This window comes from Paracoccus marinus (genome assembly GCF_007018965.1).
In the GTDB taxonomy this organism is placed as follows: Bacteria; Pseudomonadota; Alphaproteobacteria; order Rhodobacterales; family Rhodobacteraceae; genus Paracoccus; species Paracoccus marinus.
Genome location: NZ_VJYZ01000005.1, coordinates 101,581 through 118,588 on the forward strand (window position 1 = coordinate 101,581; position 17,008 = coordinate 118,588).

Below are 17,008 nucleotides of genomic sequence, written 5' to 3' on the forward strand. Positions count from 1 at the left end.
TGCGGACCGCATCAGGACCGGATCCCGGTCATCAGATAGTTCACCGACAGGTCGCGCCGCGACAGCGACCATGACCAGCGCACCGGGTTGAACACCATCCCCGCCCGGTCCACGACATTGGCGCCGACCGCGTCGAACATCGCGGCCAGCTCGCCCGGCTTGATGAAGCGGTTCCAGTCGTGGGTGCCGCGTGGCAGCCAGCGCATCACCCACTCCGCGCCCACGATCGCCGCGGCGAAGCTTTGCGGGGTGCGGTTCAGCGTGGACATGACCAGCACCCCGCCGGGGCGCAGCAGCCGGGTGCAGGTCGCGACGAAGTCCTGCGGGTCGGCCACGTGTTCCACGATCTCCAGCGCCATCACCACGTCGAAGGTCAGGTTCTCGGCCACCAGCGCCTCGGCCGTGGTCGCGCGGTAGTCTATCGCAAGCCCCGACTGCTCGGCATGAAGCCGCGCCACCGCGATGTTGCCGTCGGCTGCGTCCGCGCCCGTGACCTCGGCCCCAAGCCGCGCCATCGGCTCCGCCATCAGCCCGCCGCCGCAGCCGATGTCGAAGACCCGCAGCCCCTCGAACGGAAGGGGCGCGGTCAGGTCGCGCGAGAACTCGGCCGCGATCTGGCCGGTGACGTAGTCGAGCCGGGTCGGGTTCAGCATGTGCAGCGGCTTGAACTTGCCGTCCACGTCCCACCACTCGGCGGCCATCGCCTGGAACTTCTCGATCTCGGCAGGGTCGATGCTGGATCGCGCCCCGGGTCCTGCGGTGGTCATCGTCTCGCCCCTTCTGGCCTGCCCTGTCGGGCGCGTGTATACCGGCAACATGAACCATCGGGCAGGGCAAATCGGCGCGTCATCGGCATCGGACCGGCTTTATCCGATGGTCGAGCCGTTCGCGCGCGACATGCTGTCCACCCCCGACGGCCACCAGATCTATGTCGAGCAATGCGGCAATCCACAGGGCCGCCCGGCCATCGTGCTGCACGGGGGGCCGGGGGGCGGGTGCAGCCCGGTGATGCGGCGCTTCTTCGACCCCGATCGCTGGCACGTCATCCTGTTCGACCAGCGCGGCTGCGGCCGCTCGCGCCCGCACGCGGACATCGCGCACAACACCACGTCCCACCTGATCGCCGACATCGACCTGATCGCGGACCGGCTGGACCTTGGCCCGGCGCTTCTGTTCGGGGGCAGCTGGGGATCGACGCTGGCGCTGGCCTATGCGCAGGCGCGGCCCGCGCGCGTGGGCGGGCTGGTGCTGCGGGGCGTGTTCCTGGCCCGGCAGGAAGAACTCGACTGGTTCTATGGCGGCGGCGCGGGCCGGTTCTGGCCCGAGCTGTGGAACCGCTTCCGCGCCCCGATCCCCGACGATGAGCGCGGCGACCTGATCGCCGCCTATCACCGCCGCCTGTTCTGCGGCGACCCCGAGATCGAGACGCGCTTTGCGCTGCCCTGGGTCGCGTGGGAAAACGTGCTGGCGGCGCTGGAAACGGGGTCCAGCGGCATGTCCGCCCCGAACTACGCCCGCGCCTTCGCGCGGCTGGAAAGCCACTACTTCGTCAACCGCTGCTTTCTGGACGAGGGGCAGTTGCTGCGCGACCGTGACCGCATCCACCACCTTCCGGCAGTGGTGGTGCAGGGGCGCTATGACATGGTCTGTCCGCCCAAGGCCGCGTGGGACCTGGCCGATGGCTGGGCGCGCTGCGACCTGCGGATGGTGCCCGCGTCGGGCCACGCGATGAGCGAGCCGCGCATCGCGGCCGAACTGGTCCGCGCCGTGGCCGATCTGGGCGCGCGGGGGTGAGCGCCGGGGCGGGGGTTCGAGCCGGCATGGCGGCGGAGACGTGAGGATGATCGACTTCAGCTCGTGGCAAAGCGTCCTGTCGGCGCTGGCGGGGATCGCGCTATTCGCACTGGTGGGGATCGGCATCCGCCTGATGGTGATGATGCGCTATCAGCAGCGCCGCGAGCGCCAGAACCGCCAGATCAACGAGCGGCTGAAGGTCCTGATCGCCGCCTACAAGGTGCTGGGCGGCTCGTTCACGGGCGATCTGAGCGTCAGCCCGCTGCACCTGCGCGACCTGCGCCAGCTGGCGGCCGCCGACGCGGGCGAGGCTGTCGAGGACCCGTCCGCCCCGCGCACGGAACCGCCCTCGGCCGAACGCCGGCGCCGCATCCGCGACGCGGTCGAGGCGGCGCTGTCCGACATCCTGCTGCTGGGGACGGAGGACCAGGTGCGGCTGGCCGAACGCGCGGCCCGCGAGATGGTCGAGGGGCGCGAGGTCCACATGGACGCGCTAGTGGTGTCGCTGCGCGACTTCATCCGGGCGGCGCTGGACCTGGACCCGATCCCCGCGAACCTCGCGATCCCACGGCAGGGCCCCTCGCGCCCGTCCAGCAGCGGCGGCAAGGGAGAGGGCGGCCGGGGCGGCGGGCGCGGCGGTGGCGGCGGCGGCGGTGGGATGATGGGCGGCGGCATGGGTGGTGGTGCGGGCGGTGGCATGGGCGGCGGTGGCCCGGCCCGTGGCCGCGACGATCCCGATCCGCTCGACCCGGCCTGAGCGGCGGGGGCCCGCGCAGGTCCGCTATCACACCCGAACGCGGCCCCCCCATCCGGCTTCGTTACACGCTTGTAACTTCGGCCCGCCCGATCTATATACCCTCCAACAGCGGCGCAGGCTTCCACCCCCTGCCCACCGGACGAACTCGCACGGGCCGCTTCAGGGCCCGTTTTTCATTTTCAGGGATCGGACATGACCGACCTCATCGCCAAGACCCCCATCGACCAGCGCCTTGCCGGGATCATCACGCCCGTGATCGAGGATCTGGGCTTCGAGCTGGTTCGCCTGCGCCTGCAGGGCGGCCGCACCGCCACGCTGCAGATCATGGCAGACCGCCCCGAGGGCGGGATCAACGTGGACGACTGCGCCGTCATCTCGACCGCCGTCAGCGCCGCGCTGGACGTGGAGGACCCGCTGGAGGACGCCTATCACCTTGAAGTGTCCAGCCCCGGCATCGACCGCCCGCTGACGCGCCTCAAGGACTTCGCCACGTTCGAGGGTTACGACGCCCGGCTTGAAACCGCGCAGGCCATCGACGGTCGCAAGCGGTTCAAGGGCATCCTTGCAGGCGTCGAGGGCGACGAGGTGCTGCTGAACATCGAGGAAGGCGGCGAGGTGCAGACCATCGGCCTGGGCTTCGATCTGCTCAGCGACGCGAAGCTTCTGCTGACCGACGAGCTGATCGCGCTGATGCTGAAGGAACGCAAGGAAGCGGGCACGCTGCCCGAGGGGGCGGAAGCCGGCGCCGGGATCGGCGACGGCCGCATGACCGACGGAGAGATGGCCGACGGACAGATGGCCGACCCGGACGAATTCGACGACATCGAGACCGACGAGGGGTTCGATGACGATGACGACGACGAGGACGACGACATGAACCGCAACGACGAAACCGACGGCGCCACCCGCGCCGATCTGCCCAAGGAGTGATTGATGGCCATCACCTCTGCCAACCAGCTTGAGCTGCTGCAGACCGCCGAGGCGGTCGCGCGCGAAAAGATGATCGACCCCGGTCTGGTGATCGAGGCGATGGAGGACAGCCTCGCCCGCGCCGCCAAGTCCCGCTACGGCGCCGAGATGGACATCCGCGTCAGCATCGACCGCAAGACCGGCAACGCGCGCTTCACCCGCGTCCGCACCGTGGTCGAGGATGACGCGGTCGAGAACTATCAGGCCGAACTGACCGTCGAGCAGGCGCGCCCCTATCTCGACAGCCCCGCCGTGGGCGACCAGATCATCGACGAGGTCCCGCCGGTCGAACTGGGCCGGATCGCCGCTCAATCGGCCAAGCAGGTCATCCTGCAGCGCGTCCGCGAGGCCGAGCGCGACCGCCAGTACGAGGAATTCAAGGACCGCGCCGGCACGATCATCAACGGCATCGTCAAGCGCGAGGAATACGGCAACATCATCGTGGACGTGGGCCGCGGCGAGGCGATCCTGCGCCGCAACGAAAAGATCGGCCGCGAAAGCTACCGACCGAACGACCGCATCCGCTGCTACGTCAAGGACGTGCGCCGCGAGACGCGGGGGCCGCAGATCTTCCTGTCGCGCACCGATCCGCAGTTCATGGCCGAGCTGTTCAAGATGGAAGTGCCGGAAATCTATGACGGCGTGATCGAGATCAAGGCCGTGGCCCGCGACCCGGGCAGCCGCGCCAAGATCGCCGTCATCAGCTACGACAGCTCGATCGACCCGGTCGGCGCCTGCGTCGGCATGCGCGGCAGCCGCGTCCAGGCCGTCGTGGGCGAGCTGCAGGGCGAAAAGATCGACATCATCCCGTGGTCGGACGAGCAGGCGACGTTCCTTGTCAACGCGCTGCAACCGGCCGAGGTCGCCAAGGTCGTGTTCGACCCGGAAGCGACCCGGATCGAGGTCGTGGTGCCCGAGGAGCAGCTGTCGCTCGCGATCGGCCGGCGCGGCCAGAACGTGCGGCTGGCGAGCCAGCTGACCGGCCTCGACATCGACATCCTCACCGAGGAAGAAGAATCGAAGCGCCGCCAGGCCGAGTTCAACGCCCGCACCCAGCTGTTCATGGACAGCCTCGATCTGGACGAGTTCTTCGCCCAGCTGCTGGTCGCCGAGGGCTTCACCAACCTCGAGGAGGTGGCTTACGTCGAGCAGGGCGAGCTGCTGGCGATCGACGGCGTGGACGAGGGAACGGCGGACGAGCTGCAGGCCCGCGCCCGCGACTATCTGGAAGCGCAGAACGCCAAGGCGCTGGAAAACGCCCGCGCGCTGGGTGTCGACGACACGCTGGTCGGCTTCGAAGGGTTGACGCCCCAGATGCTCGAGGCGCTGGCGAAGGACGGCGTCAAGACGCTGGAGGATTTCGCCACCTGCGCCGACTGGGAACTGGCGGGCGGCTGGACCACGCAGAACGGCCAGCGAGTCAAGGACGACGGGATCCTGGAAAAGTTCGACGTGTCGTTGGAAGACGCGCAGGACATGGTGATGACCGCCCGCGTCATGCTGGGCTGGGTCGATCCGGACGAGCTGCACCCGGTCGCCGAGGGCGCGGAAGATGCCGCCGCCGACGCCGGCGAAGATGACGACGCCGCTGCGACCAAGGAGGCCGGGGTGTAACGCCCCGGACCGTTCTTGACACGCGGGGGTCGCGACAAGGACCGCGAGATCGCCGAACGGCGGTGCCTCGTCACGGGCGAGGTGCAGCCCAAGGCGGGGCTCATCCGTTTCGTCGCGGGCCCCGACGGCATGGTCGTGCCCGACCTGGCCGAAAAGCTGCCCGGCCGGGGGTTTTGGGTGACGTCCGATCCGGCGGCGCTTCAGAAAGCTGCCGACAAGGGTCTTTTCTCGCGCGGGGCGAAAGCCCATGTAATCCCCCCGGCCGATCTGGTCGCGGGGATCGAGGCCGCGCTTGCGCGGCGGGTGGTCGAGCTGATCTCGCTGACCCGCAAGTCCGGCAAAGCGGTGGCCGGTTTCGAGAAGGTCAAGGAATGGCTGGCAGGGGGGCGCGCAAAGGTGCTGTTCCAGGCCAGCGACGGGTCCGAACGCGGCAAGGGCAAGCTGTGGACGCCGACCGGGGGGCGGTGGTTCGGCTGCCTCACCGCGTCAGAATTGGGTTTGGCTTTCGGCCGCGTGCATGTCATACACAGCGCGCTTGCGCCGGGTGGCCTTACCGACAAGGTGATACGGGACGCCGCACGACTGAACGGTCTGCGCGGGCATGACGGCAATTCGGTTGCCGGGAAGGATTCGAGAACGGATGAGCGATAAAGACGGAAAGAAACCCCTGGGTGTTGGTGGCGGTCTTGGCGGTGGGCGCCCGGGCCAGGTGAAGCAGAGCTTCAGCCACGGCCGCACCCACAACGTGGTGGTCGAGACCAAGCGCAAGCGGGTCGTCGTGCCCAAGCCGTCCGCTGCCGGTGCCGCGGGGGGCGCGGCACCGCGTCCGAACTCGCCCGCGGCCGTCGCCTCGGACCCCTCGAAGCGTCCCGCCGGGATCTCCGAAGCGGAGATGGAGCGCCGGCTGAAGGCGCTTGCCGCCGCCAAGGCCCGCGAGGCCGGCGAGGTCGCCGCCCGCGCCGCCGAGGAGCGTGCGCGCGAGGAGGAACGCGACCGCCGCCGCGCCGAGATCGAGGCGAAGGAGCGCGAGGAACGCGAACGCGTCGAGGCGCTGCGCGCCAAGGAAGAAGAAGAGGCCCGCAAGGTCGAAGAGGCGCGCGTCCGCGCTCAGAAAAAGGCCGAGGTCACGGCGAAGCCCGCATCCGACGCGCCCGCCGACCGCGCCGCGGCCGAAGCCGCCGCCTCGCGCGCCGAGACCAAGGGCGTGGCCACCGGCGCGCCGCGCCGGACCGACCGCGACCGCCGCGACACCGGCAGCGCCGGGGACAGCGACGCCAAGGCCAAGGCCAAGGCCGACGACAGCCGCCGCACCGGCCGCCTGTCGCTGACGCAGGCGCTCGCGGGTGGCGACGGGGGCCGCACGCGGTCGCTCGCCGCCATGAAGCGCAAGCAGGAAAAGGCCCGCGCCAAGGCGCTTGGCCAGTCGATGCGCGCCGAAAAGCAGGTCCGCGACGTGCAGCTGCCCGAGATGATCGTGGTCAGCGAGCTTGCGAACCGGATGGCCGAGCGCGTGGCCGACGTCATCAAGTCGCTCATGAAGATGGGCATGATGGTGACGGCGAACGAACCGATCGACGCCGACACCGCGGAACTCGTGATCGAGGAGTTCGGCCACAAGACCGTGCGCGTCAGCGACGCCGACGTGGAACAGGCGCTTCACACCGAGGTGGACGCCGCCGAGGACCTGCAGCCGCGCGCGCCGATCGTCACGATCATGGGTCACGTCGACCACGGCAAGACCTCGCTTCTGGACAAGATCCGGCAGGCGAATGTCGTGTCGGGCGAGGCGGGCGGGATCACCCAGCACATCGGCGCCTACCAGGTGACGACGGACTCGGGCTCGACCCTGACCTTCCTCGACACGCCGGGCCACGCCGCGTTCACCTCGATGCGCGCGCGCGGTGCGAACGTGACCGACATCGTGGTGCTGGTCGTGGCCGCGGATGACGCGGTGATGCCGCAGACGGTCGAGGCGATCAACCACGCCAAGGCCGCGAACGTCCCGATGATCGTCGCGATCAACAAGATCGACAAGCCGTCGGCCAACCCGCAGAAGGTCCGCACGGACCTGCTGCAGCACGAGGTCGTCGTGGAGGAGATGTCGGGCGACGTGCAGGACGTCGAGGTTTCGGCCCATACGGGGCAGGGGCTGGACAGCCTGCTGGAAGCCATCGCGCTTCAGGCGGAGATTCTGGAACTACGCGCCAACCCCGACCGCTTCGCCATGGGCGCGGTGATCGAGGCCAAGCTGGACGTGGGCCGCGGCCCCGTCGCCACGGTGCTGGTGCAGAACGGAACGCTGAAGCAGGGCGACATCTTTGTCGTGGGCGAGCAGTGGGGCAAGGTCCGCGCGCTCATCAACGACAAGGGCGAGCGAGTGCCGAGCGCCGGCCCCTCGGCCCCGGTCGAGGTGCTGGGCCTGAACGGCACGCCCGAAGCCGGCGACGTCCTCAACGTCGTGGAAACCGAGGCGCAGGCGCGGGAAATCGCGGACTACCGCATCTCGGCCGCCAAGGACAAGCGCGCCGCCGCCGGTGCCGCGACCACGCTGGAACAGCTGATGGCCAAGGCCAAGGCGGACCAGAACGTGGCCGAGCTGGGCGTGGTCGTGAAGGCCGACGTGCAGGGTTCGGCCGAGGCGATCGTGCAGGCCCTGGAAAAGGTCGGCAACGAGGAGGTGCGCGTCCGCGTGCTGCACTCGGGCGTCGGTGCGATCACCGAAAGCGACGTGGGCCTGGCCGAGGCGTCGAACGCGCCGGTCATCGGCTTCAACGTCCGCGCCAACGCCCCGGCCCGCAACTCGGCCAACCAGAAGGGCGTGGAGATCCGGTATTACTCGATCATCTACGACCTCGTGGACGATATCAAAGCCGCGGCGTCGGGTATGCTCAAGGCCGAGGTGCGCGAGAACTTCATCGGCTATGCCGAAATCCGCGAAGTGTTCCGCGTTTCGGGTGTTGGCAACGTCGCCGGCTGCCTTGTCACCGAGGGCGTCGCGCGCCGTTCGGCGGGCGTCCGTCTGCTGCGCGACAACGTGGTGATCCACGAGGGCACGCTGAAGACGCTCAAGCGCTTCAAGGACGAGGTCAAGGAAGTGCAGTCGGGCCAGGAATGCGGCATGGCGTTCGAGAACTACGACGACGTCCGCAAGGGCGACATCATCGAGATCTTCGAGCGCGAAGAAGTCGAGCGGAAGCTTTGATCGTCTTGGCAGACACAGGGAAGGGGGCCGCGGTTGCGGCCCCCTTTTCGTTGCGGGTCAGGCGTCGGCGGATGCGGTGAAGTCGAAGTCACGGTCCAGCGGCCACAAGGGACGCGGGGCGCGGACGTAAGGGCGCCGGCTTGCCTGAGGGGTCGCGAGCCCGCCCGCGTCGCAGACGATCACCTGTCCCGCGATCGGCTGAAAGGCGGCACGGAAATGCTGCATCGACTTCAGGACCAGCACGCGGGCGGTCGCAGGCTCGATCCCGAATGCGCGCAGCTGCTGCAGGTCGACCATCTGCATCGGTTCGCTCACCACCAGCACCCGCACGCCGCCGACCTCCAGCACCGCCGTTCGTCCGAAGCTGTGCGGCAGCCCGCCCTGGATCGGGCCGTCGCCGGTATAGCCGCCGTCCGAAAGCCGCAGCACCCTGCCGGTCAGTCGCAGCGGGCCGCCGCCGAAATCGGGATCGTTGCGGCCGCCGAGGTCGAGTGTGACGGTCTCGCCCTCTTGCTGCCGATGCAGCGTTGCCGCGGCCTGCGCGTCCACCATGGGCGCGACCACCGCGCCGGTGACGCCGGCGTCGAGCAGCCCGTCTAGCAGCGCGGTCGCGTCGCCATAGGCGCCCGCGCCGGGGTTGTCGGCGTAATCGGCGATGACCAGTGGCCGGTCGCCCCGCCACGACAGCGCTTGGGCCACCGCCTCGTCCACGCTCAGGAACACGTTGCGGGCGCTCGTCCGCCCGTCCCACATCCGCGCGGCAAGCTCGCGCGCCACCTCGCGCGCCTGCGGCTCTGCGGCGGGATCGTTCGTGTCATGGACGGCAAGCACCGTCGGTCCGACGCAGTCCACATCCGCCCCGGTGAAGCCCGCATTGACCGACACTGCCAGCACGCCGCCCGTCTCTGCCTCGGCCGCGCGGTCGTACAGCGCCTGCGTTTCGGGGATGTCGGTCCGGCCGCCGTTCACCTCGTCCAGCATCGGCGCATGGGCGCGGATCGTGCGGGGCGCGATCTCGCCCGCCATCGTGCGGTGCAGCAACTCGGCCGCCTTTGCACCGATCTCGCGCATGTCCACATGCGGATAGGTGCGGTACGAGACGAGGATCTGCGCGTCCCGCACCATGTCCTTCGACACCATCGCGTGCAGGTCCAGCGTCACGGCGACGGGCAGGGCGGGCCCGACGATCTCGCGCAGGCGGGCGAGCAGCCAGCCTTCGCCGTCATCGGTGAAATCGGGCACCATCGAGCCGTGCAGCCCAAGCGCGATGCCGTCCAGCCGGTCGCGGTTGTCGCGGGCCGCCGTCAGGATCGCACCGGCGATGTGGTCATAGGCGGCCCTGGTCACCCGCCCGCCCGGCGTCGCGTGGGCGGATACCGCGTGGATCACCGACCAGCCCCGCGCGCGGCCGACGTCAAGAAACCCGGCCAGTTCCGTGTTGGCATTCCCGCGAACGGCCACCGCGTCGTCTCCCATCAGCAGGGTGTCGGCGCGGAACATCTCAAGCGCCGTCGGCAGGCGCGAGAAGGTGTTGCTCTCGTGCATGAACTCGGCGGTGAGGACGGTGAAGGTCACGGCGCCTCTGCCAGGCGCACCCGATGGTCGGGGCCGATCGCGACGAGGTTGCTCGGTTCGGGCACCGCGCGCGGGTCGGGGCGGGTCGAGATGTCGGGCGAGAAGCGCGCGCCGTCCGGCACCGGGGCGGGCGAGGGCAGCTCGCGCCGGTCGGCCAGCACCGCGTCCATGTCGGGGACGCTGTCGATGAGGCGGCGGGTATAGGGGTGGGTCGGGGTCGTGAAGACCTGCTTCCAGCCGCCTTCCTCGACGACCCGGCCGTAATACATCACGGCGACGCGGTCGCTGACGTGTTCCACCACGCTGAGATCGTGCGAAATCATGATGTAGCTGAGCTTCAGCCGCTCCTGCAGCTCCATCAGCAGGTTGATGATCTGCGCCTGGATCGACACGTCCAGCGCCGACAGCGGCTCGTCGAGGACGAGGATGCGCGGGTCGAGCATCAGCGCGCGGGCGATCCCGATGCGCTGGCGCTGGCCGCCGGAAAACTCGTGCGGGAAGCGCCGGGCGTGGTCGGGCGACAGGCCGACGCGGGTCAGCATCTCGGCCACCCGGTCGCGCGCCTCGGACCCCGAGGCGAGGCCGTGCAGCGACAGCTGCGACGTCAGCATCCGGCCGATGCTGATACGGGGGTTGAGCGAGGCAAAGGGGTCTTGGAACACCATCTGCGCGATCCGCGCGCGGTCCTTGCGGCCGGGCGCGCCGGGGCCGTTCAGGGGCTTGCCGCGGTAAAGCACCGTGCCGGACGTGGGTTCCTGCAACCCCATCACCGCTAGTGCGGTGGTTGACTTGCCGCAGCCGGATTCGCCGACGATGCTCAGGCATTCGCCCTCGTTCAGCGTCAGGCTGACGTGATCGACGGCGCGCAGCGTCTGGACGGGATGGAAGATCGTCGGGCGGGGCCGGGCGAAGTGGACCGACAGGTCGCGGATTTCCAGCAGCGGGGTCGGGTCGGTCATGCCGGGGCCCCCGTCGCCCGGGCGCGCACCTCGCGCGGGGTGACCAGTGTCGGGCTGTCGTGGCCGCGCGCGCCCTGCGGCACGATCTCGTCAAGCTCGGTCAGGCGCTTGCGGCCGCCCTCGACCCGCGAGCCCAGACGCGGGCGCGCCGCCAGCAGGCCGCGCGTATAGGGATGCAGCGGGTTTGCGAACAGCGCGGCGGTGTCCTGTTCCTCGATCAGGCGGCCACGGTCCATGACGCCGACGCGCTGGCACATGTTGGCGATGACGCCCAGGTCGTGGCTGACAAGCAGCACCGCCGTCCCCTCGGCCCGGCACAGCTCGTCGATGAGCTTGAGGACGCCCGCCTGCACCGTCACGTCCAGCGCGGTGGTGGGTTCGTCCGCGATCAGCAGGTCGGGCCGGCAGGCGAGCGCGATCGCGATCATCACCCGCTGGCGCATCCCGCCCGACAGCTGGTGCGGATAGGCGCGGGCGCGTTCCTCGGGCGAGGGGACCTGCACGCTGTCCAGCGCCTCGACGGCGCGCTGGCGCGCGGTGGTCCAGTCCATGCCTCGGTGGATCACGAACATCTCGGCGATCTGGGTGCCGATCGACGCGACCGGGTTCAGCGCCGTCATCGGTTCCTGAAAGATCATCGCGATCAGGTCGCCGCGAAGGCGGCGTCGGGCGCGGGGCCCGAGTTTCAGCAGGTTCTGGTCCTGGTAGTGGATCGTCCCGGTCGAGACGTTCAGGGGACGCTTCAGCAGGCCCATGATCGACAGGCCGGTGACGCTTTTGCCGCTGCCGGATTCGCCGACGAGGCCGTAGGTTTCCCCAGGCAGGATGTCGAGGCTGACGCCGTGCAGGATCTGCGGCCCCTTGCGGCCGATCTGCACCCGCAGGTCGCGGACCGACAGGATCGGGTCGGGGTTGGCGTCGTGCCGCTGGCCGTGGTTCATCGCCACCCCCTTACGCCCGCCGGGTCCGCATGTGCGGGTCCAGCATGTCGCGCAGGCCGTCGCCCAGCAGGTTGAAGCCCAGCACCGTTACGAAGATCGCGAGGCCCGGAAAGATCGCGGCCCAGGGCGCTGTCCGCAGCAACTCGCGCGCGTCGGTCAGCATGTTGCCCCAGCTTGGCGTGGGCGGGCGGATGCCGATGCCGAGGAACGACAGCGCCGCCTCGGCCAGCACCGCGCTGCCGATCCCCAGCGTGCCGATGACCAGCAGCGGCCCGACGATGTTGGGCAGGATCTGCGTGCGCATGATGTTCCAGTCGCTGAACCCCGCCGCCTTCGCGGCCAGCACGAAGCTTTGCGATTTCAGCGACAGGGTGGACCCGCGCGCGATGCGGCAGGTCCACGACCAGTTGGTCAGGCCAAGCGCGATCAGCAGGCTCGGCAGGCCCGGCCCCAGCACCGCCATGATCGCCAGCGCGAACACCAGCGACGGGATCGCCAGCATGACGTTGGTCAGCCCGTTGACGAAGTCGTCCCAGACGCCGCCGAAATACCCGGCGGATATCCCCAGCGCCGCGCCGATGGTCGAATTGATGAGTTGCGACACCACCCCTACCAGCAGCGACACCCGCGCGCCGTAAAGAATCCGCGACAGCACGTCGCGCCCCTGCGCGTCGGTGCCCATCCAGTGGGGCGCGCCGGGCGGCAGCTCGGACGACATCAGGTCCGCGTCCATGATCGGGTCGAACGGCGCCAGCACGCCCGCGAGCAGCGCGGCCAGCACCACGATCGACACGAGAAACAGCCCGAACATGAAGTTGAAGCGCATGCGTCAGGCCACCTTGATGCGCGGATCGATCAGCGCATAGGCGATGTCCACCAGCATGTTGATCACGAGAAACCACAGGACGATCACCAGCACCGCGCCCTGCACCACCGGGATGTCGCGCACCGACACGCTGTCCACCAGCAACGACCCGATGCCGGGCCACGAGAACAGTTTCTCGATGACGATGGCCTGCCCCATCAGCGACCCGATCTGCAGCCCCATCGTCGTCAGCACCAGCACCAGGACGTTGCGGGTGATGTGGGCGCGGACAAGTCGCGGCTCGCTTACGCCCTTGGCCCGCGCGGTGCGGACGAAATCGGCGTTCATCACGTCCAGGACGCCCGCCCGCGTGGTCCGTGCCAGCAGCGCCATCGGCGACACCCCCAGCGCGACCGCGGGCAGGATCAGGTGGCGCAGGCTGTTTTCCTGATAGCCAAAGCTCGGCAGCCAGCCTAGTTGCAGGGCAAACACGTACATCAGCAGCAGGCCCAGCCAGAACTCCGGCACCGACAGGCCCGAGACGGCGGTCACCATCGTCAGGCTGTCGAATAGGCTGCCCGGCCGCAGCGCCGCCATGAAGCCAAGGGGGATGCCCACGGCTGCGGCGAAGGTCATCGCGGCGATCGCCAGCTGGATCGACGGCCACAGCCGGGGGGCAAGCACCGACGTCACCGGCTCGCGCGTGCGATACGATATGCCAAGGTCGAATTGCAGCAGCCCCGAGACATAGTTCCACAGCCTGACCGGGATCGGGTCGTCCAGCCCGAACTGCGCGTTCATCTGCGCCAGAACGTCGGCGTTGGTCATGTTGCGGCCTTCGGACATCAGGCTTGTCAGGAAGCTGCCGGGCACGACGCTGAAGATGAAGAAGATGATGAGCACCACGGCGAGGATCGTGGGGATCATCTGCAAAAGCCGGCGAAGGACGAAGCCCATCATCGCGCGTCATTCCTTCGTGCGGCCGGTGCCGGGGCGCGCGCATCGGCGAACGGGGGCCGGCATGCGGCCCCCGTCGTCCGTGTGGCGGGCAATCCCGTCACTGCTTGCGCGTCGCGGGCGCGGTGTCGTCGATCCAGACGTCCTGGTAGTCCTGGATCGCCAGCTCGACCGAGTTCGGCTTCAGCCCGTGCACCCACGGCTGCACGCCCATCACCGCCTTGTTGTAGTTGAAGAACCAGATCGGCGCTTCTTCCTGCAGCATGTTGTTGGCCTGCTTCAGCATCGCCAGCTGCTTGTCGTGATCGGGCTCGTTCCCGGCCTGGTCGAGAAGGGCGTCGAACTCCGGGTTGGAGTACTTGACGTAGTTGCAGGCGCTCTGCGGCGTCTTGGAATGGAAGCAGCGCAGATAGTGCAGCGGGTCGGGCCCCGACGAGTTCGACCAGATATAGGCCTGGAAGTCGTCCGACAGCAGCTTGTCGGACATCACCGAGCCGTCGACCGGGTCGGTCGTGACCGTGACACCCACGCGGGCGAGCATCGGGATGATCGCCTCGACGATCGGGATGCCCCAGCTTTCGTTGGGCTGGGCCGTGACCGAGAACGACAGGTTGTCGGCATAGCCCGCCTCGGCCAGCAGCGCCTTGGCCTTTTCGGGATCGAACGGATAGGGCTTGGCGTCCTTGTCGAAGGCGGGCGACGACACCGGCAGCCACGACACGGCCGGATAGGCCTTGTCCTTGAGCAGCTTCTTGACGATCAGGTCCTTGTCGATCGCGTAGTTGATCGCCTGCCGGACGCGCTTGTCCTTGAACGCCTCGACCTTGGGGTTGAAGCCGATGTTGCGGGTATAGACCTCGGCCACTTCCAGGATGTTGGGGGCCAGCGCCGGATCGGCCTTGTAGGCCTCGTACTGGGTCGGCCCCAGCACGTTCACGTCGATCTCGCCGTTGCGGAAGGCCACGTCGCGGGCCGCCGCTTCCTCCATCAGCATGACATCGAGCCTGTCGAGGTAGGGCTTGCCTTCCTCATAGTAGCCGTCGAACTTTTCCAGCTCGACCTTGGCGCCGGGAACGTAGTTCGCCAGCTTGAACGGTCCCAGCCCGTTCGGCTTCGACGCCAGCTGATCCTCGGGGTAGTCCTTGCTGTAGATCGGCGCATAGTTCGACATCAGCACCCAGCCCGGATCGCTGAGCGAGGTCATGGTGATCTCGACCGTGCGGTCGTCGATCTTCTTCAGGCCGCTGATGGTGTCGGCGGTCCCGGCCTGCACTTCGGCCGCGCCCTTGATCGACAGGATCTGCTCGGCGCCCGGCAGCGCGCGCTTGGGGTCCGCCAGCCGGTTGTAGCTGTAAAGCACGTCGTCGGCGGTCAGCTTGGCGCCGTCGTGGAAGGTCGCGTCGCGCAGCTTGTAGGTGTAGGTCATGCCGTCGGCCGACTTCTCGACCGACTCGGCCAGTTCAAGCTCTGGCTGGTTCGTTTCCGGGTTCCAGCTGTAGAGCGAGGCGTTCATCGCCTTGGCCACGATCTCGTCCTGGGTGTGGGGGGTCGCGGTAATGTCGAGCGAGGTGATCGACCCGCCGTAGGGCGCGACGAAGACCAGCTTGCCGCCGGGGGTCGGCGTGTCCGCCTGCCCCAGCGCCGAGGTTGCCGTGCAAAGCGTCAGCGCGGCGAGAAGGCTCAGTCTGTTCAGCATGTCCGTTACTCTCCCTGGTGGGGCTTTGCGCCCCGTTGACGTTGTCGGTGGGGCTGGACGCGGCCTCAGGCGGTCCCCTCCAGCAGGTCGTGGACGATGCGGCCGTCAAGGACCGTCAGCTCGCAGCGCGTGTCGTTCAGGATGTCGGCCGGGTCGGCCGTCAGCAGGTCGCGCGAGAAGACGGCGATGTCGGCAAGCATGCCGGGCAGCAGCCGCCCCTTCACGTCCTCGTCGCCGGTGGAGTATGCGCCATGTTCGGTAAAGGCGCGCAGCGCTGCTTCGGCCGTCAGGATCTCGCTTGCGTTCAGGACCGTGCCGTTGATCGTCTGCCGCGTCAGCATCGCGTGCAGGTTCGGGAACGGGTCGGGCGAGCAGACGGGTGAATCGCTGCCCGTGGACGGCTTCATCCCCAGCCGGTCCCAGGTCCCGATCGGATAGCTGTTCAGCGCCCGTTCAGGCCCCAGCACCGCCATGTAGCCGTCGCCGAAGTCGTGGATGAACACCTGCTGCGGCGCGGGCAGGATGCCGGCCGCGATCATCCGCCGGTTCAGCGCGTCGTCCACGTAGCCGCAATGCTCGATCCGGTGCCGGAAGTTGTGGCCCGGGTCGGCCGCGCGGACCCGTTCGTAGGCGCGCACCAATTGGTCGATGGCGGCGTCGCCGATGCCATGGCAGACGAGCGTGTAGCCCATGCCGTGATAGCGATCGACCAGCGCGAACAGGTCGTCGTCGGGCAGCATCCGGACGCCGTAGTTGTCGGGCTGGCCGGCGTAGGGCTGCGTCATCCACGCCGTGCGCCCGCCGGCCGACCCGTCGGTGAAGATCTTGACCCCGCCGATGCGGAACAGGTCGTTGCCGACCCCGGTGACCAAGCCCACGTCGTGGCACGGCTCGACGATCGACGATCCGGGATCGCCCAGCAGCGTGGCCCAGACCCGCACGGGCAGCCGCCCGTCGCGCTGGGCCAGGTGATAGGCGCGGATCTCGGTCATGCCGTCGATCTGGCCCACCGCCGCGTCCATGCACGATGTGATGCCGAAGCGGGCGAGCAGCCGTCCACCCGCCTCGATCGCATCGATGAGCTCGTCGAGCGTCGGCGCGGGGCGGGCTTCCCGCAGCGCGTCGGCCGCGTTTTCCGCCAGAAGCCCGGTCAGCCGCCCGCCTTCGCGGCCGATCACGCCGCCGTCCGGGTCGGGCGTGTCGGCGGTGATCCCGGCCAGCGCGAGCGCGGCCGAGTTGGCGATGGTGATGTGCCCGCAGGCCCGCACCAGCGCGACCGGGTGGTCGGGCAGGGCGGCGTCGAGTTCGTCGGCGGTCGGCATCTGACCGTCGGGCCAGCGGGTCTGGTCGAAGCCGCGCCCCAGGACCCACGATCCCTTGGGCGTCTCTGCCCCGCGCTTGCGAAGCGCGTCGTAAAGCGCGTCGCGCGTCGGCGCGGCGGCGGCGGTCGCGTCGACCCAGCCCTGGATCAGCCCGGTCGAGATCAGGTGCAGGTGCGCGTCGTTCAGCCCCGGGATGGCCAGCCGTCCGCCCAGATCGACGACCCTGGTGTCGGGGCCGGTCAGGGCCGCGATGTCGTCATCGTTGCCGGTTGCAAGGATGCGGTTGCCGTGAATGGCGACCGCCTGCGAGATCGGAAGTCCGTAGCCGGACCACACGCGACCGTTCCGCAGAACCAGTGTCGCGACGCTCACGCGGGCGAAATCCATTTGAAAGTCAAAGCGTTCCCCTCCCCAGCG

The 17,008-nt window shown here is 69.0% G+C and carries 14 protein-coding genes; 6 read left to right on the forward strand and 8 right to left on the reverse strand.

The window, feature by feature from the left end; translation table 11 throughout:
- Nucleotides 1-11 precede the first annotated feature (11 nt).
- Nucleotides 12-767 (reverse strand): bifunctional 2-polyprenyl-6-hydroxyphenol methylase/3-demethylubiquinol 3-O-methyltransferase UbiG, encoded by a 756-nt coding sequence (gene ubiG / locus FNF32_RS03100; protein ID WP_131674602.1) that lies wholly within the window; start codon nt 765-767, stop codon nt 12-14.
- Between the two features lie 49 nt (nt 768-816).
- Here ubiG and pip point away from each other — a divergent pair, with 49 nt between their 5' ends.
- From pip to infB, 6 genes are all read left to right on the forward strand, one after another.
- Nucleotides 817-1,794 carry a prolyl aminopeptidase gene (gene pip / locus FNF32_RS03105; protein ID WP_131674625.1) on the forward strand — a complete coding sequence of 326 codons (978 nt, stop codon included), beginning with the start codon at nt 817-819 and terminating at the stop codon, nt 1,792-1,794.
- A gap of 46 nt (nt 1,795-1,840) precedes the next feature.
- Nucleotides 1,841-2,551 carry a hypothetical protein gene (locus FNF32_RS15240; protein ID WP_246087656.1) on the forward strand — a complete coding sequence of 237 codons (711 nt, stop codon included), beginning with the start codon at nt 1,841-1,843 and terminating at the stop codon, nt 2,549-2,551.
- A gap of 192 nt (nt 2,552-2,743) precedes the next feature.
- Nucleotides 2,744-3,481 carry a ribosome maturation factor RimP gene (gene rimP, locus FNF32_RS03115; RefSeq protein WP_425467879.1) on the forward strand — a complete coding sequence of 246 codons (738 nt, stop codon included), beginning with the start codon at nt 2,744-2,746 and terminating at the stop codon, nt 3,479-3,481.
- A gap of 3 nt (nt 3,482-3,484) precedes the next feature.
- Entirely contained in the window at nt 3,485-5,134 is a 1,650-nt protein-coding gene (gene nusA, locus FNF32_RS03120) for a transcription termination factor NusA (protein ID WP_143796469.1), read from the forward strand.
- Between the two features lie 15 nt (nt 5,135-5,149).
- A complete protein-coding gene (locus FNF32_RS03125; RefSeq protein WP_143796470.1) occupies nt 5,150-5,785 on the forward strand; it encodes an RNA-binding protein in 636 nt (211 codons plus the stop codon).
- Nucleotides 5,775-8,336 carry a translation initiation factor IF-2 gene (gene infB, locus FNF32_RS03130; protein ID WP_143796471.1) on the forward strand — a complete coding sequence of 854 codons (2,562 nt, stop codon included), beginning with the start codon at nt 5,775-5,777 and terminating at the stop codon, nt 8,334-8,336. Before FNF32_RS03125 ends, infB begins: the two co-directional genes overlap by 11 nt.
- Nucleotides 8,337-8,393: 57 nt before the next feature.
- Here the strand turns inward: infB and FNF32_RS03135 are convergent, their stop codons facing one another.
- The 7 genes from FNF32_RS03135 to FNF32_RS03165 all read right to left on the reverse strand — a co-directional run bounded on the left by FNF32_RS03135 (nt 8,394) and on the right by FNF32_RS03165 (nt 16,963).
- Nucleotides 8,394-9,911, reverse strand: a complete 1,518-nt coding sequence (locus FNF32_RS03135) for a M81 family metallopeptidase (protein WP_131674289.1) — start codon at nt 9,909-9,911, stop codon at nt 8,394-8,396.
- A complete protein-coding gene (locus FNF32_RS03140) occupies nt 9,908-10,870 on the reverse strand; it encodes an ABC transporter ATP-binding protein (RefSeq protein ID WP_131674288.1) in 963 nt (320 codons plus the stop codon). The genes FNF32_RS03135 and FNF32_RS03140 overlap by 4 nt, the downstream gene beginning before the upstream one ends.
- Complete coding sequence (locus FNF32_RS03145; protein ID WP_143796472.1) at nt 10,867-11,811, reverse strand: ABC transporter ATP-binding protein; 945 nt, start codon at nt 11,809-11,811, stop codon at nt 10,867-10,869. Before FNF32_RS03145 ends, FNF32_RS03140 begins: the two co-directional genes overlap by 4 nt.
- A gap of 10 nt (nt 11,812-11,821) precedes the next feature.
- On the reverse strand, nt 11,822-12,637 hold the full coding sequence (locus FNF32_RS03150) for an ABC transporter permease (RefSeq protein ID WP_131674286.1): 816 nt from the start codon (nt 12,635-12,637) through the stop codon (nt 11,822-11,824).
- Between the two features lie 3 nt (nt 12,638-12,640).
- Complete coding sequence (locus tag FNF32_RS03155) at nt 12,641-13,576, reverse strand: ABC transporter permease (RefSeq protein WP_131674285.1); 936 nt, start codon at nt 13,574-13,576, stop codon at nt 12,641-12,643.
- Between the two features lie 97 nt (nt 13,577-13,673).
- A complete protein-coding gene (locus FNF32_RS03160; RefSeq protein WP_131674284.1) occupies nt 13,674-15,269 on the reverse strand; it encodes an ABC transporter substrate-binding protein in 1,596 nt (531 codons plus the stop codon).
- Nucleotides 15,270-15,334: 65 nt separating this feature from the next.
- Nucleotides 15,335-16,963, reverse strand: a complete 1,629-nt coding sequence (locus FNF32_RS03165) for an amidohydrolase (RefSeq protein ID WP_246087657.1) — start codon at nt 16,961-16,963, stop codon at nt 15,335-15,337.
- Nucleotides 16,964-17,008 lie beyond the last annotated feature (45 nt).